Consider the following 25,023-nt stretch of genomic DNA (forward strand, 5'->3'; position numbering starts at 1 on the left):
GCGATATGGCAAAGCCCCCGTAATGCCCCTTTACCTAATCACAATACTGAATGCACGCTCAACACGGCCCGCAGATCGGAAATGTCCGGATTTCTTCAGGGTGAACCGGCGAGGGCCCAGGCGATTCCGTCGAGGATGTCGTGTTCGCTCACCACGACCTGGGAAAACGCGAAACGGCGAACGATCCGGTCAAGAATTAGCGCACCCGCGCCAATCACGTCAACCCTCCCGGGATGCATGACCGGAACCTCGGCCCGCTCACCATGGGTCATCGCGAGCAACCGCCGCGTCACCTCGTGCACCTGCTCGGCAGAGATCCGCGAGTGGTGGATGCGCGCCGAGTCGTACGCCGGCAGGTCCAGCACGATGCCCGCGATCGTCGTCACCGAGCCCGCCAGGCCCACGAGCGTGTGCGCCTCGCGGACGGGGATCTCGGCCTCCACCCGGTCCAGCGCGGCCTCGATGTCGGCCACCACGGCCTCCAGGGCATCCGCGGGGGCCGGGTCACCGACGTCGCGCAGGTGCCGCTCGGTCAGGCGGACGCAGCCGATGTCCAGCGACAGCGCCGCCTGGGCGTGCTCGGTGCCGACCACGAACTCGGTGGAGCCGCCCCCGATGTCCACCATGAGGTACGGCGGCAGCGGGCCCTGCGGCACCTCGGTCTCGGGCGACAGGCGCACCAGCCCCCGGGTGGCGCCCGTGAACGACAGCTCCGCCTCCTCCGCCCCCGTCACCACCTCGGGCTCCACGCCGAAGATCTCACGCACCCCCGCCACGAACTCGTGCCGGTTCGCCGCGTCCCGCGTGGCGCTGGTGGCCACCACGCGGGTGGCCGTGGCGCCGTGGCGCTCGATCAGCTCCTGGTAGTGACGCATGACCTTGAACGTGCGCGCCAGGGCCTCGGGCGTGAGCCGGCCCGTCCTGTCGACGCCCTCACCCAGGCGGACGATCTCCATCCGCCGCTCGACGTCCGTCAGCTCGCCGTCGCCGACGTCGGCGATGAGCAGGCGTACGGAGTTGGTGCCGCAGTCGACGGCGGCTACACGCATGGTCCGTCACTCCACCAGTCGGGGAGGGCGTCGAGCGCCTCCCTGCCGAACGGGTTGGCCCCGGGTGCCGCCAGCTCGTGCGCCACGAGCGCGTGCAGGCACTTGACCCGCTCCGGCATGCCCCCCGTGCTCTGCATGTCGCGCGGGAGCGGCGTCAGCCCCTCCTCCTCGGCGGCCTTGTCGCGCCTGGCGACGTAGTCGTCGTGCGCCGCGCGGTAGGCCGCCGCCAGGTCGGGCTCGGTGGCCAGCCTGGCCTGCATCTCGCGCATCAGGCCCGAGCCCTCCAGCGTGCCGATGGCCGAGGCCGCCTTCGGGCAGGTCAGGTAGTACAGGGTCGGGAAGGGCGAGCCGTCGGGCAGCCGGGGCGCGGTCTCCACCACGTCGGGGTTGCCGCACGGGCAGCGGTGCGCCACCCCGCGCAGCCCTCTGGGCGGCCGGCCGAGCTGCTTCTCGACGACCTCGACGTCCTTACTGTCCAACACTTTCCTTCCCCGTCACCGCCCGGCGCCCGGTGCCCTTGTCCGCGGCCTCCACGGACTCCCAGAGCGTCTCGTACCACGGCGGCACCGCCGCCGGCTGTTTCACGGCCGTCTGTTCCCTGCCCTGCTCGGGCTCCATCACCACGTAGCACTTCTCGCCAGGACCGCAGTAATGCAGCCGTTCCTTGGCGGTCTTCTTGATCCAGTTGGGATCGTCGCTCTGCCGGTCGCGGGCCAGCAGCGCCTGCTTCTCCGCCTCGACCCTGGCCTTCTCCGCGCGCAGCTCGGAGATGCTGCGGCGCAGGCTGATGTACTCGCGCACAGGGTAGGCCAGGCTCATCGCGATCGCGCACACCACGACGGCCAGGATGGCGGCCCTCCCGGTGAGCTGCGGCCTTTTCGCCAATTGCTGCACACCCCCTCAAGTACGGCTCGCGGCCGGAGTTCGGGGCGCCGCGAGCCGTACTCGAAACTAGCGCCGGAACCGCGGGAAAGCCGCGCGACCCGCGTAGCGGGCGGCGTCGTCGAGGAGCTCCTCGATGCGCAGCAGCTGGTTGTACTTGGCCACCCGGTCCGAACGGGCCGGCGCGCCGGTCTTGATCTGGCCGCAGTTGACCGCCACCGCGAGGTCGGCGATCGTGGTGTCCTCGGTCTCGCCGGAGCGGTGGCTCATCATGCAGCGGTAGCCGCTGCGGTGGGCCAGGTCCACCGCGTCGAGCGTCTCCGAGAGCGTGCCGATCTGGTTCACCTTGACCAGCAGGGCGTTGGCCGCGCCCTCGTTGATGCCGCGCTCCAGCCGCTCGGGGTTGGTCACGAACAGGTCGTCGCCGACGAGCTGCACCTTGTCGCCGAGCGAGGCGGTGATGGCCTTCCAGCCCTCCCAGTCCTCCTCGTCCAGCGGGTCCTCGATGGAGACGAGCGGGTAGTTGGCGACCAGGTCCTCGTAGAACGCGATGAGCTCCTGCGCCGACAGGCCCTTGCCGTCGATCGTGTAGACGCCGTCCTTGTGGAACTCGGAGGCGGCCACGTCGAGCGCCAGCGCGACGTCCTCGCCCGGCACGTAGCCGGCCTTCTCGATGGCGACCAGGATCAGGTCGAGCGCGTCGCGGTTGGAGGGCAGGTTCGGCGCGAAGCCGCCCTCGTCGCCGAGGCCCGTGGCGTAGCCCTTCTCCTTCAGCACGGCCTTGAGGGCGTGGTAGACCTCGGTGCCCATGCGCACGGCCTCGCGGAACGTCTCCGCGCCGATCGGCGCGATCATGAACTCCTGGATGTCCACGTTGGTGTCGGCGTGGGCGCCGCCGTTGAGGATGTTCATCATCGGGACGGGGAGCACGTGCGCGTTGGGGCCGCCCAGGTAGCGGAAGAGCGGCAGGTCGGCGCTGTCGGCGGCGGCCTTGGCCACGGCCAGCGACACGCCCAGGATGGCGTTGGCGCCGAGCTTGGCCTTGTTGGGCGTGCGGTCCAGGTCGATCATGATCTGGTCGATGATGCGCTGGTCCTCGGCCTCGATCCCGCTGATCTCCTCCTGGATCTCATCGGTGACGGCGAGCACGGCCTTCTCCACGCCCTTGCCGCCGTAACGCTTGCCGCCGTCACGCAGCTCGACCGCCTCGAACTGGCCGGTGGACGCCCCGCTCGGCACGGCCGCGCGGCCGGTGCTGCCGTCGTCGAGCACGATCTCGACCTCGACCGTGGGGTTGCCCCGGGAGTCGAGGATCTCGCGAGCGTATACGACCTCGATGGTAGCCACGGGATGCGCTCCTAAATCGAAAGGTGATATGCCGTCAGAGCCTATCGGTACGGCCGCACGTCACGTGGGCGTGGCCCTGGCCACGGCGGGTGGCATGCAGAGCCCCCGTGATCAAGAGCCCCATCCGGGATCAGGTGCTGTCCGTCAGGCTCCAGGCCCCGAGCCGGCCGCCGGTCTGTGCCACCAGGAGGGATGTTGCTGGGCTTGAAGTCGCGGTGCACGATGCCGGCGCCGTGGATGGCGGTCAGCGCGGTGATCGTCCCGACGGCCAGGCGCTCCAGCTCGCCGCCGGTCAGCGCCCCGCCGCTCGCGACCTGGCCGTGCAGTGACGGCCCGTCGCGGAGCCCTGCCCGCCGTCGCCGAGCCCGCCGAGCAGGCGGTAGCCCGCCACGTGCCGCGGCTCCCCCGAGTGCGGCGGTCTCGGCTCCACGGAACACGTCCCCCTGGTCTCAGTGGTCACAGCCCCAGGGGATCCTGACATTTCGCGACTTATCGCGCCGAACTCAGTCGGTTGCGGACTCCCACGTACGGACTCGGTCCCGGTAGGAACGGGCGGCGGCCCGCAGCTCGGCCTCGGCGTCCAGCCCGGCCTCGGCGGCCCGCCGTACCAGGTCGAACAGCTCCCGCGCGACGCCCTGCCCGACGGCGGCCGCCAGCGACCCGGGCGCCCCGGCCCGCTCGGCCCTGCGCACGAGCTGCGCGGCCAGCGAGAGCGCCGGCTGACCCATCGGCACCCCGTCGAGCACCGACTCGCGGCCCTTGGCCGCCCGCTCGGCCGCCTTGATCGCTTCCCAGTTGTCGTTGACCTCGTCGGCGCTCTCCGCGCGCACCGAGCCGAACACGTGCGGATGGCGGCGGACCAGCTTCTCCACGATGCCGGCCGCCACGTCGTCCATGTCGAAGCCCTCGGCCACCCGCGCGTGGAAGACCACCTGCAGCAGCAGGTCGCCCAGCTCCTCGCGGAGCGCCGGATAGTCGCCCTGCTCGATCGTCTCGAGCACCTCGTAGGCCTCTTCCAGCAGGTACGGCACCAGCGTCTCGTGCGTCTGCTTCCGGTCCCACGGGCACTCGGTGCGCAGCCGGTCCATCACCGCCACCAGGTCGAGCACCCGAGCCCCCGGCAAGTCGTACGACCCGGGCACGACCTCGATCAGCGGCGGCTCGTCGAGGGAGACGGCGGCGTGCCCCACGGCACGCATGAAGTCCTCGCCGTCCTGCTCCGACAGCCACACCACGGTCTCGCCCGCCGCTCGTACGGCCAGCGCCCGCGGGTCGGGCTCGACGACCTCCACCTCGATCCCGGCCTCGGCCAGGTAGGGCAGCTGCGGGTGCGAGCCGGAGCCGGTGAGGACGGGGCCCGAGCGCAGCGCCTGCCAGGCCTGGTGGCTCAGCAGGCCCGGCGCGACCCTGGGCGAGGTGGTGACGACGATCAGCGGCACGGGATCAGCCCTGGGCCGGTTGCTGCGCCTGCTGCGTGAGCTTGCCGAACCTGCCGGTGTCGACGAACAGCGCCGGGTTCTGCTCGGAGCGCTGCGCGTTGAGCGCGCCGAAGCGCGGGTTGAAGACCGGCTTGATGGAGCTGAACTCCTGGATCAGCTTCTCCTGCCCGGCCTGGCCGCCGAACTGCTGCTGCAGCTTGGTCAGGCCGACCATGGCGCGCGCGTAGTCGCGGGCGTCGCTCGGGGCGACGCCGTTGGCCAGCAGGTTGATCTCGGCCGACTGGAACTGGCCGGGGTCCTTCAGCGCGGTGTCGATCTCGGTCTCGCTCACCTGCACCTTGTGGCGGTCCATGAGCTGCTTGGACACGCTCACGTTGACCAGGCGCTGCAGCACGGCCTGGTTGGCCGGCACGCCGAGCGCCGACTCGTCGAGCTGCGCCTTCTTCAGCGCGGCCAGGTAGGCCTGCGTGTCCGTGTTGAGCTTGCTCATCGAGATGCGCTCGTTCCCGACCACGGCCGCGGCCCCGGCCTGCATGGGCGAGGAGCAGGCGGTCAGCGCCGCGACCGCCGCAGCGGCGGCCACGGCCACTCGTATCGATTTCACGTACGTCCCTTTCCGACCAGAAAACCGCCGCTAGCTTACCCGTGCGGGCTCGAGGAACATCGCCTCGACCAGGTCTCCGCACCATTTGAGCAGGTCCAGGTCGCGCAGCGGCTGGCCGCCCAGCGGCTTGGTCTTGGGGATCGGCACCAGCAGCGTCTCCGCCGCGTGCTTGTAGATGGCCTTCTTGTACAGGCGGTCGAGGCGGACCTGCTGCGACTCCTTGAGCCTGGCCGGGCCGAACTTGATGTTCTGGCCCTGCAGCGTGACGTCCGTGAGCCCGGCCGCGCGTGCCCTGATCCGGAACCTGGCGACCTCCAGGAGGTTGTCGACCTCCATCGGCGGCTTGCCGTAGCGGTCGGTCAGCTCGTCGCGCACCTCCTCGATATTGATCTCGGCGGCGATCGCGGCGATCCGCTTGTACGCCTCCAGCCGCAGCCGCTCGGAGGTCACGTAGTCGTGCGGGATGTGCGCGTTGATGGGCAGCTCGACCTTGACGTCCTGCTGCTCCTCCTGAACCTCGGCGCCCGACAGCTTGGCCTTCTGCTCCTGCACGGCCTCGGCCATGAGCCGGACGTACAGGTCGAAGCCGACGCCCGCGATGAAGCCGGACTGCTCGGCGCCCAGCACGTTGCCCGCGCCGCGGATCTCCAGGTCCTTCATCGCGACGTACATGCCCGCGCCCATCTCGGTGTGCTGCGAGATGGTGGCGAGCCGCTCGTGGGCGGTCTCGGTCAGCGGCTTCTCCGGCGGGTAGAGGAAGTAGGCGTAGCCGCGCTCCCTGCCTCGCCCGACCCGGCCGCGGAGCTGGTGGAGCTGCGAGAGGCCGTAGTTGTCGGCCCGGTCCACGATCAGCGTGTTGGCGTTGGGCACGTCGAGGCCCGACTCGACGATCGTGGTGGAGACGAGCAGGTCGTACTCCCGCTCCCAGAACCCCACCATGATCTTCTCCAGCTGGTGCTCGTTCATCTGCCCGTGCGCCACCGCGATGCGCGCCTCCGGCACCAGCTCGCGCAGCCGCGCGGCCACCCGGTTGATGGAGGCGACCCGGTTGTGCACGAAGAAGATCTGGCCGTCGCGCATCAGCTCGCGCCTGATCGCCGCGGCGATCTGCTTCTCCTCATACGGCCCGACGAAGGTGAGGATCGGATGCCGCTCCTCCGGCGGGGTGAGGATCGTGGACATCTCGCGGATGCCGGTCAGCCCCATCTCCAGCGTGCGCGGGATCGGCGTGGCGGACATGGCCAGCACGTCCACCTGCGTGCGCAGGTGCTTCATGGCCTCCTTGTGCTCGACGCCGAACCGCTGCTCCTCATCGATGATGATCAGCCCCAGGTCCTTGAACCTGACCTCGGGGCTGAGCAGCCGGTGCGTGCCGATCACGACGTCCACCGCGCCCGAACGCAGCCCTTCGAGCGTGCCCTTGACCTCGCCGTCGGTCTGGAAGCGCGAGACCGGCTTGATCGTGACGGGGAAGCTGGAGAACCGCTCGGCGAAGGTGGACATGTGCTGCTGCACCAGCAGCGTCGTGGGCACCAGCACCGCGACCTGCTTGCCGTCCTGCACGGCCTTGAACGCCGCGCGCACCGCGATCTCGGTCTTGCCGTAGCCGACGTCGCCGCAGATCAGCCGGTCCATCGGGACGCCGCGCTCCATGTCGCGCTTGACCTCGTCGATGGCTTCGAGCTGGTCGCCGGTCTCGGCGTACGGGAAGGCGTCCTCCATCTCCCGCTGCCACGGCGTGTCGGCGCTGAAGGCGTGGCCCGGCGAGGCCATGCGGGCGGAGTAGAGCCTGATCAGCTCGCCGGCGATCTCCTTGACCGCCTTCTTCGCCCGGGACTTGGCCTTGGCCCAGTCGGCGCCGCCCATGCGGTTGAGCGTGGGGGCCTCGCCGCCGACGTAGCGGGTGACCTCGTCGAGCTGATCGGTGGGCACGTAGAGGCGGTCGCCCTTGGCGTACTCGATGACCAGGTACTCGCGGGTGGCGCCCTGCACGGTGCGCTGCACCATCTCGATGTAGCGGCCGACGCCGTGCTGCTCGTGCACCACGTGGTCGCCGACCTTGAGCTGCAGCGGGTCGACCATGTTGCGGCGGCGCGAGGGCAGGCGCCGCATGTCCTTGGTGGAGGCCTTCTGGCCGACCAGGTCGAGGTGGGTCAGGACGGCCAGGCCGGGCGTGATGAAGCCGTGCTCGATCAGGCCGGTCGAGACGTGCACGACCTTGGGCTCGGGCGCCTTGTCCAGGAACTGCTGGAGCCGCGCCGGCACGTCCACGCCCTTGAGCAGCTCGACCATGCGCTCGGCCGGGCCGTGGCCCTCGCTGAGCAGCACGACCGCCTTGTCGTCGGCCAGCCAGCCCTTGATGTCGGCCAGCGCCTTGGCGGTGTCGCCGCGGTAGGCCTCGGAGTCCTGGGCGGCCAGCTCGATGCCGTTGCCGAACGGCGCCATCGTCCACCAGGGCCGGCCCAGCGCGTCGGCGTGCTCGCGGATCTCCTCCAGCGAGCGGAACGCGGCCGCGCCCAGGTCGATCGGCGCCTCACCACCGGCCGCCGCGTTGATCCAGGACGCTTCGAGGAACTCCTGCGAGGTGCGGACGAGCTCCTCCGCCCTGCCCCTGATCCGCTCGGGGTCGCACACGAACACCGCGGACCTGCTCGGCAGGTGGTCGAGCAGCAGGTCCATCTCCCCCGCCAGCACGGGCGCGAACGCCTCCATGCCCTCGACCGGCGAGCCCTCGGCGAGCTGGTCGAGCACCTCGGCCAGCGCCGGATGCTCCTCGGCCAGCTCCCTGGCCCGCGCACGGACCTCGCCGGTCAGCAGCAGCTCCCGGCACGGCGGCGCGAACAGGCCGTCCTCGGCCGCCTCCAGCGAGCGCTGGTCGGCCACCTTGAACCAGCGGATCTCCTCGACCGTGTCGCCCCAGAACTCCAGCCGCAGCGGGTGCTCCTCGGTCGGCGGGAACACGTCGAGCAGCCCGCCCCGCACGGCCACCTCGCCGCGCTTCTCCACCATGTCCACGCGGTGATAGCCGTTGTTGACCAGGTTGGTGACGACGTCGTCGAGGTCGGCGTCGTCGCCGGCGCGCAGCCGGATGGGCTCCAGGTCGCCCAGCCCCTTCACGATCGGCTGGAGCAGCGCGCGCACGGGCGCCACGACCACGCTGAGCGGCCCGGCGGCGGCATCGCCCTTGACCGGGTGCGCCAGCCTGCGCAGCACCGCCAGCCGCTGGCCCACGGTGTCGCTGCGCGGCGAGAGGCGCTCGTGCGGCAGCGTCTCCCACGCGGGGAACACCGCCACGGACGAGGGTTCGATCAGGCTCGTCAGCGCGGCGGCGAGGTCCTCCGCCTCGCGGCCGGTGGCGGTGACGGCGAGCACGGTGCGCTGGTCGTGCCCGGCCAGCGCGGCCACGCCGAAGGGGCGCAGCGCGGACGGCGCGATCAGCGAGACATCGCCGCCCTCCTCCAGAGCGGCGGTCAACTTCGGGTCGGCGCGAACAAGGTCAAGTAGCCCGGAAAGACTCATCAGATACGCCCACAGCCCCACGACGGCAACACGATTACCCCCGGCCGTGTCAGGTCGCGGGGGTCTCTTCCCAGCCTACTCGCCGCCGTGCCTCAGCCAACTCGATAACCAGGCACGGAGGGCCAGCGCACGGTCAGCACCGTCGAGGCCGCCTCCGCACGCCAGGAATGGTCGACGCCCTGACCCCACACCACGTAGTCGCCCGGCTCGGACAGCAGCACGCTGCGGCCGGGCAGCTCCACCCGGAACCGGCCGCTGATGAGCACGAGCAGCGCCGTGCGCTCCTCGCCCTTCACCCACTGCGCCCGCTCGTCCCCGGCAGGGTGCACGCCCCACTTGATCTCGACGTCATCGCTGTGCCTTGGGTCGCCAGGGGGTTTGAAGTGACCGAGCAGCCACCCCCGGTCCCCTGCGGCATCCACGCCGGCGTTCCCCACGTAGATCCGATCGCTCACGGGGCAGGACGCTAGCAGGGAAATGCATTACGAACGGGGAGCGGTTGATTACTGTAGGTCATATGTCTGAGGTGCGATCGGTCGCCCAGCGAGGCGACCTCTTCGGTCAGCGGGTCCGCGAGCACGTTGCCGGGCAACCGATGAGGCGGCTGGACGTTCTGGTCGCCGGGTGCGCCCACGACGAGCCGCTGGTGCTCGACCACATCGAGACGAGGGCCACGGGGGCCGACGAGGACCATCCGGCGATCCGGCGGGTGCTGGCGGAGCGCGCCGACCTCGCCACCTGGTCGCTGGGCGACCTGCGCTCGGTGCCGCTGCCGCCGCGCGGCTTCGACATCATCCAGCTGTCGTTCCTGCTGGAGCGGGTGCGCCACGCCGAGCTGGTCTTCGACCGGCTGCTGCAGGCGCTGCGGCCCGGCGGGCTGGTGCTGCTGCGGGTGCGCGACCGGCGGTCGGCGTACGGGCTGCTCGACCGCCTCACGCCCGGGTGGCTGCGCCGGCTGCTGTGGCGCGGCCTGGTCCGTCCCGGCACGCCGGGCCCGTTGCCCGCCGTGTACGAGCCGCTGGCCTCCAGCGACGGGCTGCACGCGTTCTGCCTCAGCAGGGGCCTGATGATCACCGACGACGAGCGCAACCTGAGCGGGCCCGCCCGCTCCCGCCGGATCGGGGCCGCGGTCGTGGCACTGGCGTCCAAGCTGACCAGCGGGCGTTTCCCGGCCTCGCACGACGAGATCACCATGGTGATCAGGAAGCCGCAGCACCACTTCGCGCGGCTGCTCTGAGACGCCCAGGGGCCCCAGTGCCCCCCGGAAAGGGTCTGGCGACACACTGGTATCAGCCGGTAGACTCCTTTCCTACCAATTCAATCGGAATAGTTGGGATGCAGACAACGTGGAGTGGACCCCCGACCCGCGCGAGCTGGCCGACCTCGAACTGCTGCTCTGCGGCGCGTTCGAGCCGCTGACGGGGTTCCTGGCCCACGACGACCTGCACGCCGTGCACGAGCGCGGCACACTCGCCGACGGCACCCCGTGGCCCGCGCCCGTGACCCTGCACATCGGCGCCGATCTCGCGCCGGGCGACGAGGTCACGCTGCTCGACCCCGAGGGCCTGCCGCTGGCCGTCCTGACGGTGACGGCGCACGAGCCCGACGGGCTCACCGCGGGGCCGCTCAAGGCGCTGAGCACGCCTGAGCACGGGCCGTTCGCGCGGCTGCGGCGTACCCCCGCCCAGGTCAAGGAGGAGCTCGGCGGGCGCGCCGCGCTGGCCGTCACCATGCGGGGGCCGCTCGACGAGCTGGGCGAGATCGTCGCCACGGCCAAGGAGCTGGACGCGACGATCCTGCTGCTCCCCCTCGCGTACGGCGAGGCGGGCCCGGCGGTCGTCAGGGCCGCGCTGCGTGCCGGGGAGCAGCTCCCCGCCGGCACGCTCGTCGTCCCCGTGCCCCTGGCCCCGCGCGACGAGCCCGAGCTCGACCTGGAGCTGCGCGAGCACGTCGCCACCGCCTACGGCGCCGCCGAGCACCTGGCGGGCCCCGATCCCGTGCACATCCCCGGGCCGCCGCACCGCCGCGGCCTGGTGGTGTTCTTCACGGGGCTGTCGGGCTCGGGCAAGTCCACGATCGCCCGCGGCCTGCGTGACGCGCTGCTGGAGCTGGGCAGCCGCACGGTGACCTACCTCGACGGCGACGTGGTGCGGCACCTGCTCTCCAAGGGCCTGACCTTCTCCAAGGCCGACCGCGACCTGAACATCCGCCGCATCGGCTTCGTGGCCGCCGAGACCGCCCGGCACGGCGGCCTGGCCATCTGCGCCCCGATCGCGCCGTACGCGGCCACCCGCGAGGAGGTGCGCGAGATGGTCGAGTCCGTCGGGGCCGACTTCCTGCTCGTGCACGTCGCCACGCCGCTGGAGGAGTGCGAGCGGCGCGACCGCAAGGGCCTGTACGCCAAGGCGCGCGCCGGCCTGATCCCCGAGTTCACCGGCATCTCCGACCCCTACGAGGAGCCGGACGACGCCGACCTGGTCATCGACACCACGCACATCTCGATCGAGGCGGCCGTGTCCAGGGTGCTGGACACGCTCAAAAGTGGAGGCTGGATCCGTTGATCGACTGGGCGCTGATTGCCGGATCCTTCGTCGTCGCCATCGTGGTCGGGCTGACCGGGATGGGCGGCGGCGCGCTCATGACCCCGATGATGATGCTGTTCTTCAACGTCCCGCCGCTGGCGGCCGTCTCCAGCGACCTGGTCGCCTCGGCCGTGATGAAGCCGGTCGGCAGCGTCGTGCACCTGCGCCGGGGCACCGTCAACCTGCGCCTGGTCGGCTGGCTGTGCGCGGGCTCGGTGCCGGCGGCGTTCTGCGGGGTGTTCCTGGCCAGGGCGTTCGCCGTGAGCGACGCCGTGAAGTACGCGCTCGGCGTGGCGCTGCTGCTGGCCGTGGCGGGCATGGCGCTGAAGAGCTGGCTCGGCGCGCGGGGCGGCACGTCCACCGCCCACGACATCGTCGTGCGCCCAATCCCTACCCTACTGGTCGGTACGGTCGGCGGCCTGGTGGTCGGCGTCTCGTCCGTCGGCTCGGGTTCGCTGATCATCGTGGCCCTGCTGGTGCTCTACCCGGCGCTCAAGGCCAACCAGCTCGTCGGCACCGACCTGGTGCAGGCCGTACCCCTGGTCACCGCCGCCGCGCTCGGCCACCTGCTGTACGGCGACTTCCAGCTCGATCTCACGCTGTCGCTGCTCATCGGCTCGATCCCGGGCGTCTACCTCGGGGCCAGGATCTCCTCGCGCGCCCCTGGCGGCCTGATCAGGGCCATGCTGGCGATCGTCCTGCTCGCCTCCGCGCTCAAGCTGCTCGACGTGAGCAACACGCTCACCGTGTGGGCGCTGCTCGCCGCCACCGCGGTCACCGTGGTCGGCTGGCGGCTGCGGGTCAGGGCCGCGGCACAGGCGTCGAGCGGAAGTACGGATCTCGAGCCAGCTCGGTGAACGCCCGGTCCGCCCCCGGATCGGAGTCGAAGCTCGTGTCGCCGCGCGGCGCCTGCGGCGAGTCGAAGTAGAGCAGCGCCTTGATCTGCGGATACCGCTTGATCTGCCGGAGCGCCGACTCGAAGAAGCGCCGCTTGAACGAGCGGTCCCTGGGCCGCTCGAACACCCCCCACTCGGCCACCATGACCGGCTTGCCGGGGAAGCGCGCCTGCATCCACCGGTAGAAGCCCGGCCAGTCGGGATACTCCTTGCGCGTCTTGTTCACCAGCCCGTCGAAGTCGGACACCCGGTCGTCGGCGTAGGGGTCCATCGCCACCCAGTCGACCACGTCGTCACCGGGATACAGCTCCTCGAACCAGGACTTGGCCGCCCAGTTGGGCGCGCCCATGTAGGTCATCACCACGACCGCGTTCCTGACGCCCTGCTCCCGCAGCCTGAGCACGACGTGGCGGAACATGGCCGCGTAGTCGGCGGCCGCCATGCCGGAGCCGGAGGAGGAGTCGACGTCGTTCTCCGGCTCGTGGTGCAGGGTCAGGAAGAACCGCTCGGGGAAGGTGCGTCTCAGATGGCCGGCCAGCCGGTCGATCCTGGCGTCGAGCGCGCCTTCGGCGATCTCCGCCCAGGTGTGGTCGAACGAGGGCTTCCAGTTGATCATGAGCAGCCGCGGCCTGGCCGGGTCGCGGGCCAGCCTGACCTCCGCCGGGGTCGGGAACAGCTCGCTGCCCCGGTGGTAGACGTGCAGCACGTCGGCGGGCGCGCCCATCCGCGACTCCGCCCCGTGCAGCGCCTGCTCCACCGGAGCCCCGGTGAACACCTCGGGCGCCATGCCCCACCACGCGCCGCAGGACGGGATGAGCCTGGAGGTGACCGTGCAGGCGGGCGCGCCCGCCGGCCTGGCCACGGGCGCCTGGACGGGCACCGGCAGGACGTCGGAGCCCTCCGCGCTGGAGCAGGAGGCCAGCAACACGGCCCCGGCCAGAATCGCACTGGTGAATGTAGTTTCCTGGGAAATGCCCCGTCGCCGCAAAGCCTTCCAACCCCCTCGTCGAACGACCCCGCCTCTCACACCCTGAACCTTGCCATGTCATTCCTGGAACTTCAGCCAGTAGAGAAGTCTCCCCAGTTCGTAGCGGTGAGGTGACGTTCCGAATTTCCTGATATTTCGCTTTATGTGTTTGCTTGTTTATGGCCTTACCGGAGAAAATCTTGAGTATTCAACCTGGGTGCTGACCGTCCCTCCTATAGTGGGCGCACATGAGCTCCGGCACCGACCTGGACGAGCATCTCGCGCTGCTGCGCAGGCGGTGGCTGCTCCTCGTGGGCTGCGTCGTGTTCGGCGGCACCGCGGGCCTGGGGCTGATGCGGCTGACCCCGCCCGCCTACACCGCCACGGCCCAGGTGCTGGTCATGCCGGTCGGCCCGCAGGAGCAGACCAACCAGGTGAGCAATCGCCAGCGCGAGTCGCTCAACCTCGACACCGAGGCCCAGGTCGCCCAGTCGGCCGTGGTCGCCGCGCGGGCCGCTAGGGCGCTCGGGCTCGACCGCACGGAGCCCGCCGAGGTCAGCGTGCCGCCCAACTCGGCGGTGTTGTGGATCTCGGTGACGGCCGCCCACCCCGACACCGCCGCCGCGCAGGCCGCCGCCTACGCCGAGGCGTACCTGGCCAACCGCCGCGAGAGCGCGCTGACCTCCATGACCGAGCAGCAGCAGGCGGTGCTGAGCAAGCTCAAGCAGGTCAACGCCGGGATCGACCAGCTCATCAAGCAGCTCGCCCGCCTGCCCAGGTCGGGCCCCGAGCACGCGATCGCCACCCAGCGGCAGGGCGTGCTCAACCGGCAGGCGGCCAACCTGGCGCTCAGGTACGACGCGCTCAGGACGGTCGCGATCACCCCCGGCACCGTCATCAGCCAGGCCGCCCCGCCCGAGGCGCCCAGCTCCCCCAGCCTGCCCCTCTACCTGGGCACCGGGCTGATGGCGGGGCTGCTCGCCGGCTCGGCCGCCGCCTACACCCGCGACCGCTTCGACCGGCGCCTGCGCACGCCCGCCGACGTCGAGCGGCTCACCGGCCTGCCCGTGCTCAGCGACCTGTCCAGCCCGCGCGAGCACGGCGTGCTGCACGACCTGGCCTGTGCCGTGGTCTCCGCCTGCCCCGGCAAGCGGCTGCTGATCAGGGCGCTGCCCGCCGACCTGTACGCCTCGTCACTGGCCGAGCCGCTCGCCGTGAGCGCGCCGCTCGTCGTGCTCGACGGCTCCGACGTCCGCGACCTGTCCAGGGCGGACGCCGCCGTGCTGCTGGTCGGCCTGGGCCTGGTCACCTCCGAGGAGGTCGCGGCCACCGCCCGCCAGCTCGCCCGGCACGACGTACCGGTCATCGGCGTGGTGACGGCCACCGACGCGGTGCCGTCGTTCGTGCCGCTGCTGGAGCCGCGCCCGCACACCTCGCTCGGCAAGCTCGTCGCGACCGGCGAGCTGGAGCCGGGCGTGTCGGCGGAGACCACGCCCATGCAGGCGCTGCACCATCCCCGGCGGCCGGGCAAGCAGCCGTGACAGGGGCGCTATGACGAGAGCCGCGTGGCCCATCGCGGCGCTGCTGGTCGGTTACCCGGTCTGGTGGGCGCTCGGCTTCGGCGGGCTGTCGGTGATCGTGGTGGCCGGGCCCATGGCGGCGGTGTTGTGGCGGCGGCGGCCGATCCGGGTGCCCCGCGGGTTCGGGCTGTGGTTGCTGCTGCTGGCCGGGTACCTGGTCAGCGGGCTGATGCTGGCCGAGTCGCCGCCCGGCACGTACGGCGAGCTGGGGGCGGGCCGGCTGCTCGGCTACGGCATGCGGCTGGCGCTCTACTGCTCCGTCCTGGTCATGGTGCTCTACCTGGGCAACCTCACCGAGCGGGAGCTGCCGCAGCTGCGCCTGGTGCGCATGCTGGGGGTGCTGTTCGTCAGCACGGTCGCGGGCGGGCTGCTCGGCGTGTTCTTCCCCGGCTTCGGCTACACCTCGCCGGTGGAGCTGCTGCTGCCGGAGTGGATCAGCGGCAACTCGTTCGTGCAGAACCTCATCCACCCCACCGCCGCGCAGACGCAGAAGGTGCTCGGCTTCGCCTCCCCCAGGCCCGAGGCGCCGTACGAGTGGGCCAACGCCTGGGGCAGCAACGCCTCGGTGCTGCTGGTCTGGTTCGTGGTGGGCTGGTGGGTGTACGGCGGGGCGCGGCACCGGCTCCTCGTGGCCGTGGTGCTCGCCCTGGCCGCCATCCCCGTCGTGTACTCGCTCAACCGCGGCCTGTGGATCGGCCTCGGCCTGGCCGTGCTGTACGTCATCGTCCGCGTGGGCGGGCGCACCAGGGCCGCGCTGTGCGGCGCGCTCGCGGCGGCGGCGCTGGCGTTCGCGCTCAGCCCGCTCGCCTCCCTGTTCGCCCAGCGCCTGGACAGCCCGCACTCCAACGACATCCGCGCCTTCACCGTCAGCGCCACCCTCACCGCGGCCGGCCACTCCCCCGTGATCGGGTACGGCAACACCCGCAACGCCACCGGCAACCACCGGACGATCACCACGGGCAAGACCGACTGGTGCGACACCTGCGGCCATCCACCCCTGGGCAGCGACGGGCAGCTCTGGCTGCTGATCATCACGCAGGGCTTCACCGGGGCCGCGCTGTACGTGGCGTTCTTCCTCGGCGCGATCCGGCGCCACTGGCGTGACCGCAGCCCCGTCGGGCTGGCCGGGGTGCTGGTGATGGGGCTCGTGCTGTTCTACATGTTCGTCTACGACGGCCTGGTCACGCCCCTGACCCTCTACCTCGTCTCGTTCGCCCTCCTGTGGCGCAACGCGCAGGCGGGCGACCGATCTGACGCGGCGCCCGCGCGAGCGGCGGAGGAGGGCGGATGAGGGACGCCGCCGTCCGGCTCGGGTACCTGGCGGAGACCGTGCGGCTGCTGTACCCGGGGCCAGGCTCGCCCCGGGCGTACACGCTGCTGCCGCACGCCGCCGTGCCGCGCAGGCTGGCGCCGCGCCGCTGGTGGCACCTGGGCTCCCGGGTCGTGGTGCCGGTCGAGGGGTCCATCGCGGCGCACCTCAGCGACGTCTTCCACCGGCCGGTGGAGACCGTCCTGCACGTGCGTCCCGCGCTGCGGGCCAACCGCAAGCCCATCCTGGAGGCCCGCTCGGGCGGGCGACGGCTGGCGTTCGTGAAGATCGGGGACAGCGCGCGGGCGCGCGCCCTGATCACCGCCGAGGCGGCGGCGCTGCGCCGGCTGGCCGGGCTGTCCCTGGAGACGGTCACCGCCCCCGCCGTGCTGCACCACGGCGACTGGCGCGGGCTGTCGGTGCTGGCGCTGTCGCCGCTGCCCGTGCCGGGGCGGCTGCGGCGCCGCCCGGTGCCCGGCCCGTTGCTCATGGACGCGGTCAGGGAGATCGCCGGCACCGGCGGCGCCCGCCCGGCCTGGCACGGCGACCTGGCGCCGTGGAACCTGTGCCGCTCGCGCGACGGGCGGCTGCTGGTGTGGGACTGGGAGCGGTACGAGATCGGCGTGCCCCTCGGCTTCGACGCCGTGCACCACTTCTTCCAGCGGGCGCTGCGCAGGATGGCGCCGCCGGTCGCGGCCCGGGCGTGCGTGGCGCGCTCCGTACGGCTGCTGGCCCCCCTCGGCGTGTCGTCGGCGGCGGCCAGGCAGACCGCGCTGCGCTACCTCATCGCGCTGGCCGGGCGGCACGCCGCCGACGGCCACGCGCCGCTCGGCCCGCCGGAGTCCTGGCTCAACCCGGCCGTCGACCACGAGGAGCTGTTGCTGTGAGGACGATGAAACGATCGGTCCTGTCGCTGTCGCGGGCCACCGGACGGTTCACGTCGGGGGCACGCGTGCTGCCGTCGTTCCTGATCACGGGGGCGCAGCGGTGCGGCACCACCTCCCTGTACCGGGCGCTGGCCCAGCATCCGCTGCTGCTCAAACCCGTGCTGCACAAGGGGGTGCACTACTTCGACGTCGCCTACTGGCGCGGGCCGGCCTGGTACCAGGCGCACTTCCCGCTGCGGGTCGGCGCGGCGCTGCTGCACCACCGGTACGGCACGCGCGCCCAGGCCTACGAGTCCTCCCCCTACTACCTGTTCCATCCGCTGGCCGGGGAGCGCATCGCCGCCGACCTGCCCGGGGTCAAGCTCATCGTGCTGGTCCGCGACCCGGTGGCGCGGGCCGTCTCCGCGCACGCCCACGAGCTGGCCAGGGGGTTCGAGACGGAGTCCCACTTCGAGTACGCCGTGGAGCTGGAGGCCCAGCGCCTGGCCGGAGCCGAGGAGCGGCTGCGGGAGTCACCGTTCGCGCTGCACCACTCGCACCGCCACCACGCCTACCTGGCCAGGGGCCGCTACGCCGACCAGCTCGACCGGCTGGAGCCGCTGATCGGCCGCGAGCGCATCCTCGTGCTCGACAGCCACCGGTTCTTCACCGAGCCGGAGTCCGTCTACGACCGGGTGCTGGACTTCCTCGGGCTGCCGCACCTGGGCTACCCGGTGTTCGAGCGGCACAACGGGCGGGCGGCGCCGCGCCGGGTGCCCCAGGTGCTCGGGCGGGCGTTGCGGGACCACTTCGAGGCGTACGACGCGCGGCTGGCGCGCTGGCTGGGCGAGGAGCCGTCGTGGCGGCGGTGATCGGGCGCGGCGGGCTGGCCGGGCTCGGCGGGGCGGCGGCGGGGGCGCTGGCTCAGTTCGTCCTCGTGGTGGTGGTGACCAGGGCGTTCCCGGCGGCCGAGGCGGGGGCGTTCTTCACGGCGACCGCGCTGGCGCTAATGGTGGCGGGCATCGCCAAGCTGGACGCGGGGAACGGGCTGATCTACTTCATCGCCCGCGCCAAGACCTACAGCTACCTCGGTATTTCCGGATATATCCGGGCAGCACTCGTGCCGCCCACGCTCGTGGCCGCAGGCGCGGCGGTCATCCTGTACCCGCGGCTCGGGCCGCCGGCGGCGGTGCTGCCGGTCATGGTGGTGGCGGACGTGCTGCTGGCCGCCACCCGCGGGTTCGGCGTCATGCGGCCCACGGTGCTGCTCGACGGGGTGACCGTGCCGGTCGGGCAGGTCGTGCTGGTGGGCGGGGCCGCGCTGGCGGGGGTCTCCGGGTGGGGGCTGACGCTGGCGTGGGCGGTGCCGTACCTGCCGGTGGCTGTTCTGGCGGCGGCCGGGCTGCGGGGGCGGGTGCCGCGCACGCCGTACCTGCCGGGGACGGGTCGGGACCTGTGGCGTTACACGGCGCCGCGGTCGGTGGCGGGGGCGATCCAGGCGGTGTTCCAGCGGGTGGACATCGTGATCGTCGCGGTGCTCGCCGGGCCCGCGCAGGCGGCCGTCTACACGGCCGCCACCCGGTTCAAGGTGGTCGGGCAGCTCGCCAACCAGGGGCTGGCGCAGTCGGTGCAGGCGGGGCTGGTCAGGGCGCTGGCCGACGGGGAGCGGGAGCGGGCCAGGGAGCTGTACCAGGTGGCGACGGCCTGGCTGGTGCTGCTGACGTGGCCGGTGTGGCTGGCGTACGCGGTGCTGGCGCCGTGGGTGCTGCGGCTGTTCGGGCCGTCGTACGGGGTGGCGGTGCCCGTGGCGCTCGTGCTGGCGGGGACGATGATGGTGGCCACTGCTTGCGGGATGGTGGACGTGGTGCTGACTGCGGCGGGGCACACCGGGGCGAGCCTGGCCAATCTGGTGGTGGCGGTCGGTTGCACCGTGCTGCTCGACCTGGCGTTGATCCCGGCTCATGGGGCGCTGGGGGCGGTCGCGGGGTGGTCGGGCGGAGTGATCGTCAAGAACCTGCTGCCGCTCTGGCAGCTCCACCGGCGCTACGGCCTGCACCCCTTCGGCCGCCACACCCTTGCGGCCCTGCGCGGGACGGCGGTCGCGTGAACGCGCACGACGCTGACTCGCATGCGGGCGGCGCTGACTCGCATGCGGGCGGCACTGGCTCGCATGCGGGCGGCACTGGCTCGCATGCGGGCGGCACTGGCTCGCATGCGGGCGGCACTGGCTCGCACGCGGGCGGCGCTGCGCGCGGTCGGGTGAGTCCTGTGCTGGTGACGGGCCTGCCGCGGAGCGGGACGAGCTGGGTGGGCCGGATGCTCACCGCCGGTGGCGAGCTGGTCTACGTCAACGAGCCGCTCAACCCCCAACACCCGCCCGGCCGCTGCCCCGGCGTGCTGGACGCCCAGGTGACCCACCGCTTCCAGTACATCTGCGACGACAACTCAGACCACTGGCTGCCCCCCTTCCGCGACACCGTCGCCCTGCGTTACCACTGGCTGGCCGAGCTGCGTGCGAACCGCTCCCCCTACGACCTGGCCCGCCTGCTCCGCTACGGCACCGCCTTCACCCTCGGCCGCCTGACGGGCAGGCGGGCGCTGCTGGACGACCCGTTCGCGGTGCTGAGCGCCGGCTGGTTCGCGCGGCGGCTGGGCTGCCGGGTGATCGCGCTGGTGCGGGATCCGGTGTCGTTCGTGGCGAGCTGGCAGCGGCTGGGGTGGTCGGTGGACGTCCGGGAGCTGCTGGAGCAGCCGCTGCTGGTCAGGGACCATCCCGAGGTCCTGGAGCTACGCCACCTCCCGGAGGACCGGGTCGCCGGGGCGGCGGCGTTGTGGCGGGTGACCAGGTCGGTGCTGGAGCGCACCCAGGGCATCCTCCTCACGCCGTACGAGGCGCTGGCCGCCGACCCGGTGCCCGGCTTCAGGCGGTTGTACGCGTACGCGGGCCTGCGATGGACGCCCGCCGCCGAGCGACGGATCATACGAGCCTGCTGCGGCCCCACCACGGGCCGGGGCGGCGGCGGTTTCGCCTGGTCGGGCCTGTCACGCACGGCGTACCGCCGGATGGACTCACGCGCGGCGATCGCACACGGCCCCCGCGGCCTCAGCGACCAGGAGGCAGCCCGCGTCCGCGCCCTGACCGGGACCTGAGCCGGGCGCCCAGGCACCCGCCGAGCAGCCGCAGCGCGAAGGGCAGATCGTCCACCAGGTAACGGCGAGCCAGCCGCCCAGGCTCGCCGACCAGCCGGAACACCCACTCCAGCCCCGCACGCCCGGCCCACGCGGGCGCCCTGGCGACCGCGCCGGCGGCGAACGCGACGGCCGCCCCGCACCCCACGAACCACGCCTCCGGCAGCTCCTCCCGCAGCCGGACGATGAGCCGATCCTGCCGGGGGAACCCGAGCCCGACGAACACCAGCCGGGGCCGGGCCGCGACCACCATCCCGCACACCGCGGCCACGCCCTCGGGGCAGGCGTCGAAGGCGTACGGCGGCGTGTGCGCCCCACAGACCTGGAGCTCGGGATGGCGGCTCCTGAGCTCGGCCGCCGCCCTGCGCGCCACCCCGGGCGGCCCGCCGCCGAGCAGGTAGACCGGCCAGCCGCGGCGGGCGGCGAGCGCGCTGAGCGACCAGATCAGGTCGGCGCCCGTCACCCGCTCGGGCACGGGGGTGCCGAGCAGCCGGGCCGCCCACACCAGCGGCATGCCGTCGGGAACGACGAGGTCGGCGGTGCGCACCAGCTCGCGAAGCTCGGGGTCGGCGGCGGCGGCGCGGCAGATGTCCACGTTGGGGGTGACGATCCGGCCGCCGGCGCCGGCCTCCATGGCCTCGGCGACCCGGTGCACGACCTCGTCCTGCGTCAGCGGGTCCAGCCCGACCCCGGCCACCTCCACCCGCCTCGCGGCGTCCGTGCCAGGCCCTGCGACGCCCGGGGGCAGGCTCAAATGCCGTGCCCCCGCCGGTGCAGGGCCGACATCACGGTGGGCGCGGTGACGAGCCCCGCCGCCACCGCCAGCGCGAGCGGCACGCGCGGCTCCCAGAGCCGGGCCGCGAGCGCCCGCCACGCCCACCGGACGGCCGCGCGCCGCTGCCCCAGCGCGGCGTGGCAGAAGGCGAGCTGGCCGTGGACCCGCGCCGCACCCCGCGGGTCCACGGCCAGCTCGGGGTGCCGGGCGAGCATCCACTCGAGCCCGGCGATCCGGTCCGGCCACCGGACCGCATAGTGGGACCCGGCCCAGCGCACCAGCACAAGCGGCCGGTCGACGTGGACGATCGGCCGCCGCTTGGCGGCGCGCAGGGCCAGGTCCCAGTCCTCGTTCTGCCCGCCGGGCGCGCTCTCGTCGGGCCACAGCAGCCCGCGCGAGAACAGGAACGTCGAGGAGTGCACCATCATCATCCGCGAGCGCACCAGGTCGCCGGCGCTGACGGAGGAGGTGCCCGCCAGGCGGGTCACGCGGCGCCCGCCGTGCTCCACCTCGATCGCGCAGCTCGCGAACTCGCCGCCCGCCTCGGCCAGGGCGCGCACCTGGGCGGTGAGCTTGCCCGGCAGCCACAGGTCGTCGTCGTCGCAGAAGGCGACCAGGTCGGTGCCGCAGGCGGCGATGCCGGTGTTGCGCGCGCCGGGCAGCCCCGGCGAGAGCGTGTTGGGCAGCACGCGCACCGGGCGGGGGACGCCGGCCACGTCGTGCGGGGAGCGGCCGTCGGCGACCACGACCACGTGCAGCTCGCCCGGGTAGTCCTGGTGCAGCACCGCGTCCACGGCCTGGCGGAGCAGCGCGGGCCGGTCGCCGCGCGTGGGGATGACCACCCCTACGGACGGGCTCACCGGACCACCCCCCAGTAGCCGTAGCGGGCCCTGAGCGGCCAGGTGAGGGCGTCGACGACCCGGCGGTGCCCGTCGGGCAGGCCGGAGCGCCAGGAGTCGTCGCGCCGCAGCTCGACCCGGCCCACGTGGAAGCGCATCGGGTTGCCCGAGGCGGTGTGGGAGGGGCCCAGCCAGGCCGTGCGGCCCTCCAGGAACGGCAGCTCCGGCTCGGGCAGGCCGAGCCGGCGCGTCAGTGTGCGCAGGGTCTCGCCGGGGGCCGCGAGCAGGTCCTCGTAGCGGACCCGGGTCACGCGTGCCCCGCGCCCGGGCAGTAGCTCCAGCGCGGCGTTCTGGGCCGACCAGTGGAGCGCGGTGCGGGCCGGGCCCCAGCGGGTCATCGGCCGCCCGTCCTCGGGCCTGCGCACGCTCCTGCCCCAGGAGTGCGCGACCGCGCGCGGGTCCCTGACCACGTGCACGACGCGTACGTCCACGCCGCTCGCCAGCAGGCAGCAGGCCAGCGACGCGTGCTTGCTCGAATCGATCACGACCGGCGCGCCGGCCGCGTCGTACAGCCGCCGGTACGCCCGCGCGTACTCGGCCAGGTCCGGATGCGCGATGCGCGCGATCCTGCGGGTGCGGTCGATCCTGCCGCGCAGCAGGACGATGCGCTCGGCCAGCTCGCGACGCCAGCCGCCGAACGCCCGCTCCCCCACCTGCCGCCAGAACGGGCAGTCGGGGAAGGCGGAACCGCACCCGCAGAGCTCCTCCGCCAGAACCCCCCGGTCCCACAGATGCACGACCTCGCCGAGCGGCACCACCCCGGGAAGCTCACCGAGGAGCCTCTCGAGCAGCGTGGTGCCGCTGCGGCCGAGACCGCCCAGGTAGATCACCCGGGCGGGCGTGCTATCAATCAACGGAGGAGGGCCTTCGCGTCGCGATTAACGGAACGCGACGACCCTACTGCGGAGAGTAAAGGGCGGGTAACCGAACCCTAAAAGATCTACCTGGCGTCGATGACCATGCCGGCGCCGACCGTGGCGTTGGTCGACTCGTCCACCAGGATGAAGCCGCCGGTGGCCCGGTTGCGCGCGTAGTCGTCGACGAACAACGGCTGGGTGACGCGCAGCGACACCCGGCCGATCTCGTTCAGGCCCAGCGCGGTCGCCTCCTCGTCACGGTGCAGCGTGTTGACGTCCAGCCGGTAGTGCAGGTCACGCACCAGCGCCCGGGCGGTGCGGGTGGTGTGCTTGATCATCAGCTTCGAGCGCGGCCCGAGCCTGACCCCATCAGCCATCCAGCACACCATCGCCTCCAGCTCCTGCGCGACCGCGGGCTGGTTGTTCGGCCGGGCGATCATGTCACCGCGCGAGACGTCGATGTCGTCCTCGAACCGCAACGTCACCGACATCGGCGCGAACGCCTCCTCCACCGGCCCGTCGAAGGTGTCGATCGAGGCGATCCGCGTGCACAGCCCCGACGGCAGATGCACCACCTCATCCCCCGGCTTGAGCACCCCGCCGGCCACCTGCCCCGCATACCCCCGATAATCATGCAAGGCCGGATCGGTGGCCCGCTGCGGCCGGATCACGTACTGCACCGGAAACCGCACATCGGTCAGGTTACGGTCGGAGGCGATGTGCACGTTCTCCAGATGATGCAACAGCGACGTGCCCAGATACCACGGCATGTTCTCCGAGCGGGACACCACGTTGTCGCCGTTCAGCGCCGAGATCGGGATGAACGTCAGATCGGCGATGTTCAGCTTGGACGCGAACGCCGTGAACTCGTCCCTGATCTCCTCGAACCGCTCCTGCGCGTAGTCGACCAGATCCATCTTGTTGACCGCCAGCACCAGATGCGGCACCCGCAGCAACGAGGTCAGGAACGCGTGCCGGCGCGACTGCTCCAGCACCCCCTTGCGCGCGTCGATCAGCACGATGGCCAGATCCGCCGTCGAGGCGCCGGTGACCATGTTGCGCGTGTACTGGATGTGCCCGGGAGTGTCGGCGATGATGAACTTGCGGCGCGGCGTGGCGAAGTAACGGTAGGCCACATCGATCGTGATGCCCTGCTCCCGCTCCGCCCGCAGCCCGTCGGTCAGCAGGGACAGGTCGGTGTAGTCGGTGCCGCGATCACGCGAGGTACGCTCGACCGCCTCGAGCTGGTCCTCGAAGATCGCCTTGGAGTCGAAGAGCAACCGGCCGATGAGCGTGGACTTGCCGTCATCGACGCTTCCCGCCGTGGCAAAGCGCAGAATGTCCATCGTTAGAAGTAGCCCTCTCGCTTGCGATCTTCCATCGCGGCCTCCGACGAGCGGTCATCGGCCCGGGTCGCGCCGCGCTCGGTGATCCGGGTGGCGGCGATCTCCTCGATGATCTCCTCCACCGTCGCGGCCGTGGACTGCACCGCGCCGGTGCAGGTCATGTCGCCCACGGTGCGGTACCGCACCACCGCCTCGAACAACGGCTCGTCCTGGCCGCGCTGCACCACATCACCGTCGGGCAGCAGCATGCCGTCCCGCTCGAACACCTTGCGGGTGTGCGCGAAGTAGATGGAGGGGATCTCGATGCCCTCGCGCCGGATGTAGTCCCACACATCCAGCTCGGTCCAGTTCGACAGCGGGAAGACGCGGATGTGCTCACCCTTGCGGATACGCGCGTTGTACAGGTTCCACAGCTCCGGCCGCTGGTTCTTGGGATCCCACTGGCCGAAGTCGTCGCGGAAGGAGAAGACCCGCTCCTTGGCGCGCGCCTTCTCCTCATCACGCCGGGCGCCGCCGAAGACGGCGTCGAACTCGTGCTCCTCGATCGCGTCGAGCAGCGTGGTGGTCTGCAGCCGGTTACGCGAGGCGCGCCGGCCGGTCTCCTCCACCACCCGGCCGGCGTCGATGGAGTCCTGCACGCTGGCCACGATCAGCCGCGCGCCCAGCTCGGCGGCGCGCCGGTCACGGAACTCGATCACTTCGTCGAAGTTGTGCCCGGTGTCCACGTGCATGAGCGGGAACGGGATCGCGGCGGGCCAGAACGCCTTCTCGGCGATGCGGAGCATGACGATCGAGTCCTTGCCCCCGGAGAAGAGCAGACAGGGACGTTCGAACTCGGCCGCCACCTCACGCATGATGTGGATGGCCTCTGCCTCGAGCACGTCGAGCTGCGACGTCGTGTAGTCGCGCTGCAGCAT

The 25,023-nt window shown here is 72.0% G+C and carries 24 protein-coding genes; 9 read left to right on the top strand and 15 right to left on the bottom strand.

What is annotated here, in order from left to right:
• Positions 1 to 95 precede the first annotated feature (95 nt).
• The 9 genes from LCN96_RS50395 to LCN96_RS50435 all read right to left on the bottom strand — a co-directional run bounded on the left by LCN96_RS50395 (position 96) and on the right by LCN96_RS50435 (position 9,295).
• Positions 96 to 1,049 carry a Ppx/GppA phosphatase family protein gene (locus LCN96_RS50395; protein ID WP_225269494.1) on the bottom strand — a complete coding sequence of 318 codons (954 nt, stop codon included), beginning with the start codon at positions 1,047 to 1,049 and terminating at the stop codon, positions 96 to 98.
• Positions 1,040 to 1,528: a DUF501 domain-containing protein gene (locus tag LCN96_RS50400; protein ID WP_225276240.1), complete on the bottom strand. Its 489-nt coding sequence runs from the start codon at positions 1,526 to 1,528 to the stop codon at positions 1,040 to 1,042. Before LCN96_RS50400 ends, LCN96_RS50395 begins: the two co-directional genes overlap by 10 nt.
• Entirely contained in the window at positions 1,518 to 1,934 is a 417-nt protein-coding gene (locus LCN96_RS50405) for an FtsB family cell division protein (RefSeq protein WP_148437140.1), read from the bottom strand. The genes LCN96_RS50400 and LCN96_RS50405 overlap by 11 nt, the downstream gene beginning before the upstream one ends.
• 66 nt (positions 1,935 to 2,000) lie before the next feature.
• Positions 2,001 to 3,278 (bottom strand): phosphopyruvate hydratase, encoded by a 1,278-nt coding sequence (gene eno / locus LCN96_RS50410; RefSeq protein ID WP_225269495.1) that lies wholly within the window; start codon positions 3,276 to 3,278, stop codon positions 2,001 to 2,003.
• Positions 3,279 to 3,570: 292 nt separating this feature from the next.
• Entirely contained in the window at positions 3,571 to 3,708 is a 138-nt protein-coding gene (locus tag LCN96_RS50415; protein WP_225276293.1) for a hypothetical protein, read from the bottom strand.
• A gap of 73 nt (positions 3,709 to 3,781) precedes the next feature.
• Positions 3,782 to 4,717, bottom strand: coding sequence for a MazG family protein (locus LCN96_RS50420; RefSeq protein WP_225269496.1), 936 nt, complete (start codon positions 4,715 to 4,717; stop codon positions 3,782 to 3,784).
• 4 nt (positions 4,718 to 4,721) lie between these two features.
• Complete coding sequence (locus tag LCN96_RS50425; protein ID WP_225269497.1) at positions 4,722 to 5,321, bottom strand: SurA N-terminal domain-containing protein; 600 nt, start codon at positions 5,319 to 5,321, stop codon at positions 4,722 to 4,724.
• Between the two features lie 30 nt (positions 5,322 to 5,351).
• Positions 5,352 to 8,840 (bottom strand): transcription-repair coupling factor, encoded by a 3,489-nt coding sequence (gene mfd / locus LCN96_RS50430; RefSeq protein WP_225269498.1) that lies wholly within the window; start codon positions 8,838 to 8,840, stop codon positions 5,352 to 5,354.
• Positions 8,841 to 8,932: 92 nt separating this feature from the next.
• Entirely contained in the window at positions 8,933 to 9,295 is a 363-nt protein-coding gene (locus LCN96_RS50435) for a cupin domain-containing protein (protein ID WP_225269499.1), read from the bottom strand.
• 62 nt (positions 9,296 to 9,357) lie between these two features.
• On the opposite strand from LCN96_RS50435, the gene LCN96_RS50440 reads away from it, so the two are divergent.
• From LCN96_RS50440 to LCN96_RS50450, 3 genes are all read left to right on the top strand, one after another.
• Positions 9,358 to 10,077, top strand: a complete 720-nt coding sequence (locus LCN96_RS50440) for a class I SAM-dependent methyltransferase (protein WP_225269500.1) — start codon at positions 9,358 to 9,360, stop codon at positions 10,075 to 10,077.
• 109 nt (positions 10,078 to 10,186) lie between these two features.
• Positions 10,187 to 11,401 (top strand): adenylyl-sulfate kinase, encoded by a 1,215-nt coding sequence (gene cysC, locus LCN96_RS50445; protein ID WP_225269501.1) that lies wholly within the window; start codon positions 10,187 to 10,189, stop codon positions 11,399 to 11,401.
• Positions 11,398 to 12,279 carry a sulfite exporter TauE/SafE family protein gene (locus LCN96_RS50450; protein WP_225269502.1) on the top strand — a complete coding sequence of 294 codons (882 nt, stop codon included), beginning with the start codon at positions 11,398 to 11,400 and terminating at the stop codon, positions 12,277 to 12,279. The genes cysC and LCN96_RS50450 overlap by 4 nt, the downstream gene beginning before the upstream one ends.
• On the opposite strand, the gene LCN96_RS50455 is transcribed toward LCN96_RS50450, so the two are convergent.
• Positions 12,224 to 13,246, bottom strand: a complete 1,023-nt coding sequence (locus LCN96_RS50455; RefSeq protein WP_225269503.1) for a glycoside hydrolase family 26 protein — start codon at positions 13,244 to 13,246, stop codon at positions 12,224 to 12,226. The two genes, LCN96_RS50450 and LCN96_RS50455, sit on opposite strands and share 56 nt — an antisense overlap.
• Positions 13,247 to 13,533: 287 nt before the next feature.
• On the opposite strand from LCN96_RS50455, the gene LCN96_RS50460 reads away from it, so the two are divergent.
• The 6 genes from LCN96_RS50460 to LCN96_RS50485 all read left to right on the top strand — a co-directional run bounded on the left by LCN96_RS50460 (position 13,534) and on the right by LCN96_RS50485 (position 20,190).
• The gene (locus LCN96_RS50460) at positions 13,534 to 14,826 is read left to right on the top strand and encodes a Wzz/FepE/Etk N-terminal domain-containing protein (RefSeq protein WP_225269504.1); all 1,293 of its coding nucleotides are present in this window, start codon (positions 13,534 to 13,536) and stop codon (positions 14,824 to 14,826) included.
• Positions 14,827 to 14,836: 10 nt separating this feature from the next.
• A complete protein-coding gene (locus LCN96_RS50465) occupies positions 14,837 to 16,156 on the top strand; it encodes a hypothetical protein (RefSeq protein ID WP_225269505.1) in 1,320 nt (439 codons plus the stop codon).
• Positions 16,153 to 17,061, top strand: a complete 909-nt coding sequence (locus LCN96_RS50470) for a hypothetical protein (protein WP_225269506.1) — start codon at positions 16,153 to 16,155, stop codon at positions 17,059 to 17,061. Before LCN96_RS50465 ends, LCN96_RS50470 begins: the two co-directional genes overlap by 4 nt.
• A gap of 5 nt (positions 17,062 to 17,066) precedes the next feature.
• Positions 17,067 to 17,912 (top strand): sulfotransferase family protein, encoded by an 846-nt coding sequence (locus tag LCN96_RS50475; RefSeq protein WP_225269507.1) that lies wholly within the window; start codon positions 17,067 to 17,069, stop codon positions 17,910 to 17,912.
• Positions 17,900 to 19,147 (top strand): lipopolysaccharide biosynthesis protein, encoded by a 1,248-nt coding sequence (locus LCN96_RS50480; RefSeq protein ID WP_225269508.1) that lies wholly within the window; start codon positions 17,900 to 17,902, stop codon positions 19,145 to 19,147. The genes LCN96_RS50475 and LCN96_RS50480 overlap by 13 nt, the downstream gene beginning before the upstream one ends.
• A gap of 161 nt (positions 19,148 to 19,308) precedes the next feature.
• Positions 19,309 to 20,190, top strand: coding sequence for a sulfotransferase (locus LCN96_RS50485; RefSeq protein ID WP_225269509.1), 882 nt, complete (start codon positions 19,309 to 19,311; stop codon positions 20,188 to 20,190).
• Here the strand turns inward: LCN96_RS50485 and LCN96_RS50490 are convergent.
• From LCN96_RS50490 to cysD, 5 genes are all read right to left on the bottom strand, one after another.
• Positions 20,144 to 20,983 (bottom strand): WecB/TagA/CpsF family glycosyltransferase, encoded by an 840-nt coding sequence (locus LCN96_RS50490; protein WP_225269510.1) that lies wholly within the window; start codon positions 20,981 to 20,983, stop codon positions 20,144 to 20,146. The two genes, LCN96_RS50485 and LCN96_RS50490, sit on opposite strands and share 47 nt — an antisense overlap.
• Positions 20,980 to 21,864, bottom strand: a complete 885-nt coding sequence (locus LCN96_RS50495) for a glycosyltransferase family 2 protein (RefSeq protein WP_225269511.1) — start codon at positions 21,862 to 21,864, stop codon at positions 20,980 to 20,982. Before LCN96_RS50495 ends, LCN96_RS50490 begins: the two co-directional genes overlap by 4 nt.
• The gene (locus tag LCN96_RS50500; protein WP_225269512.1) at positions 21,861 to 22,757 is read right to left on the bottom strand and encodes a sulfotransferase; all 897 of its coding nucleotides are present in this window, start codon (positions 22,755 to 22,757) and stop codon (positions 21,861 to 21,863) included. The genes LCN96_RS50495 and LCN96_RS50500 overlap by 4 nt, the downstream gene beginning before the upstream one ends.
• An 86-nt stretch (positions 22,758 to 22,843) precedes the next feature.
• Positions 22,844 to 24,106 carry a sulfate adenylyltransferase subunit CysN gene (gene cysN / locus LCN96_RS50505; RefSeq protein ID WP_225268098.1) on the bottom strand — a complete coding sequence of 421 codons (1,263 nt, stop codon included), beginning with the start codon at positions 24,104 to 24,106 and terminating at the stop codon, positions 22,844 to 22,846.
• Positions 24,107 to 24,108: 2 nt separating this feature from the next.
• Complete coding sequence (gene cysD, locus LCN96_RS50510) at positions 24,109 to 25,023, bottom strand: sulfate adenylyltransferase subunit CysD (protein ID WP_225269513.1); 915 nt, start codon at positions 25,021 to 25,023, stop codon at positions 24,109 to 24,111.

Source organism: Nonomuraea gerenzanensis (genome assembly GCF_020215645.1).
GTDB lineage: Bacteria > Actinomycetota > Actinomycetes > Streptosporangiales > Streptosporangiaceae > Nonomuraea > Nonomuraea gerenzanensis.

What these genes read in the sequence shown, in the direction of transcription:
- LCN96_RS50395 (WP_225269494.1), bottom strand. Translation starts at nt 1,049, where the DNA reads ATGCGTGTAGCCGCCGTCGACTGCGGCACCAACTCCGTACGCCTGCTC.
- mfd (WP_225269498.1), bottom strand. Translation starts at nt 8,840, where the DNA reads ATGAGTCTTTCCGGGCTACTTGACCTTGTTCGCGCCGACCCGAAGTTG.
- LCN96_RS50440 (WP_225269500.1), top strand. Translation starts at nt 9,358, where the DNA reads ATGTCTGAGGTGCGATCGGTCGCCCAGCGAGGCGACCTCTTCGGTCAG.
- LCN96_RS50460 (WP_225269504.1), top strand. Translation starts at nt 13,534, where the DNA reads ATGAGCTCCGGCACCGACCTGGACGAGCATCTCGCGCTGCTGCGCAGG.
- LCN96_RS50465 (WP_225269505.1), top strand. Translation starts at nt 14,837, where the DNA reads ATGACGAGAGCCGCGTGGCCCATCGCGGCGCTGCTGGTCGGTTACCCG.
- LCN96_RS50470 (WP_225269506.1), top strand. Translation starts at nt 16,153, where the DNA reads ATGAGGGACGCCGCCGTCCGGCTCGGGTACCTGGCGGAGACCGTGCGG.
- LCN96_RS50475 (WP_225269507.1), top strand. Translation starts at nt 17,067, where the DNA reads ATGAAACGATCGGTCCTGTCGCTGTCGCGGGCCACCGGACGGTTCACG.
- cysN (WP_225268098.1), bottom strand. Translation starts at nt 24,106, where the DNA reads ATGGACATTCTGCGCTTTGCCACGGCGGGAAGCGTCGATGACGGCAAG.
- cysD (WP_225269513.1), bottom strand. Translation starts at nt 25,023, where the DNA reads ATGCTGCAGCGCGACTACACGACGTCGCAGCTCGACGTGCTCGAGGCA.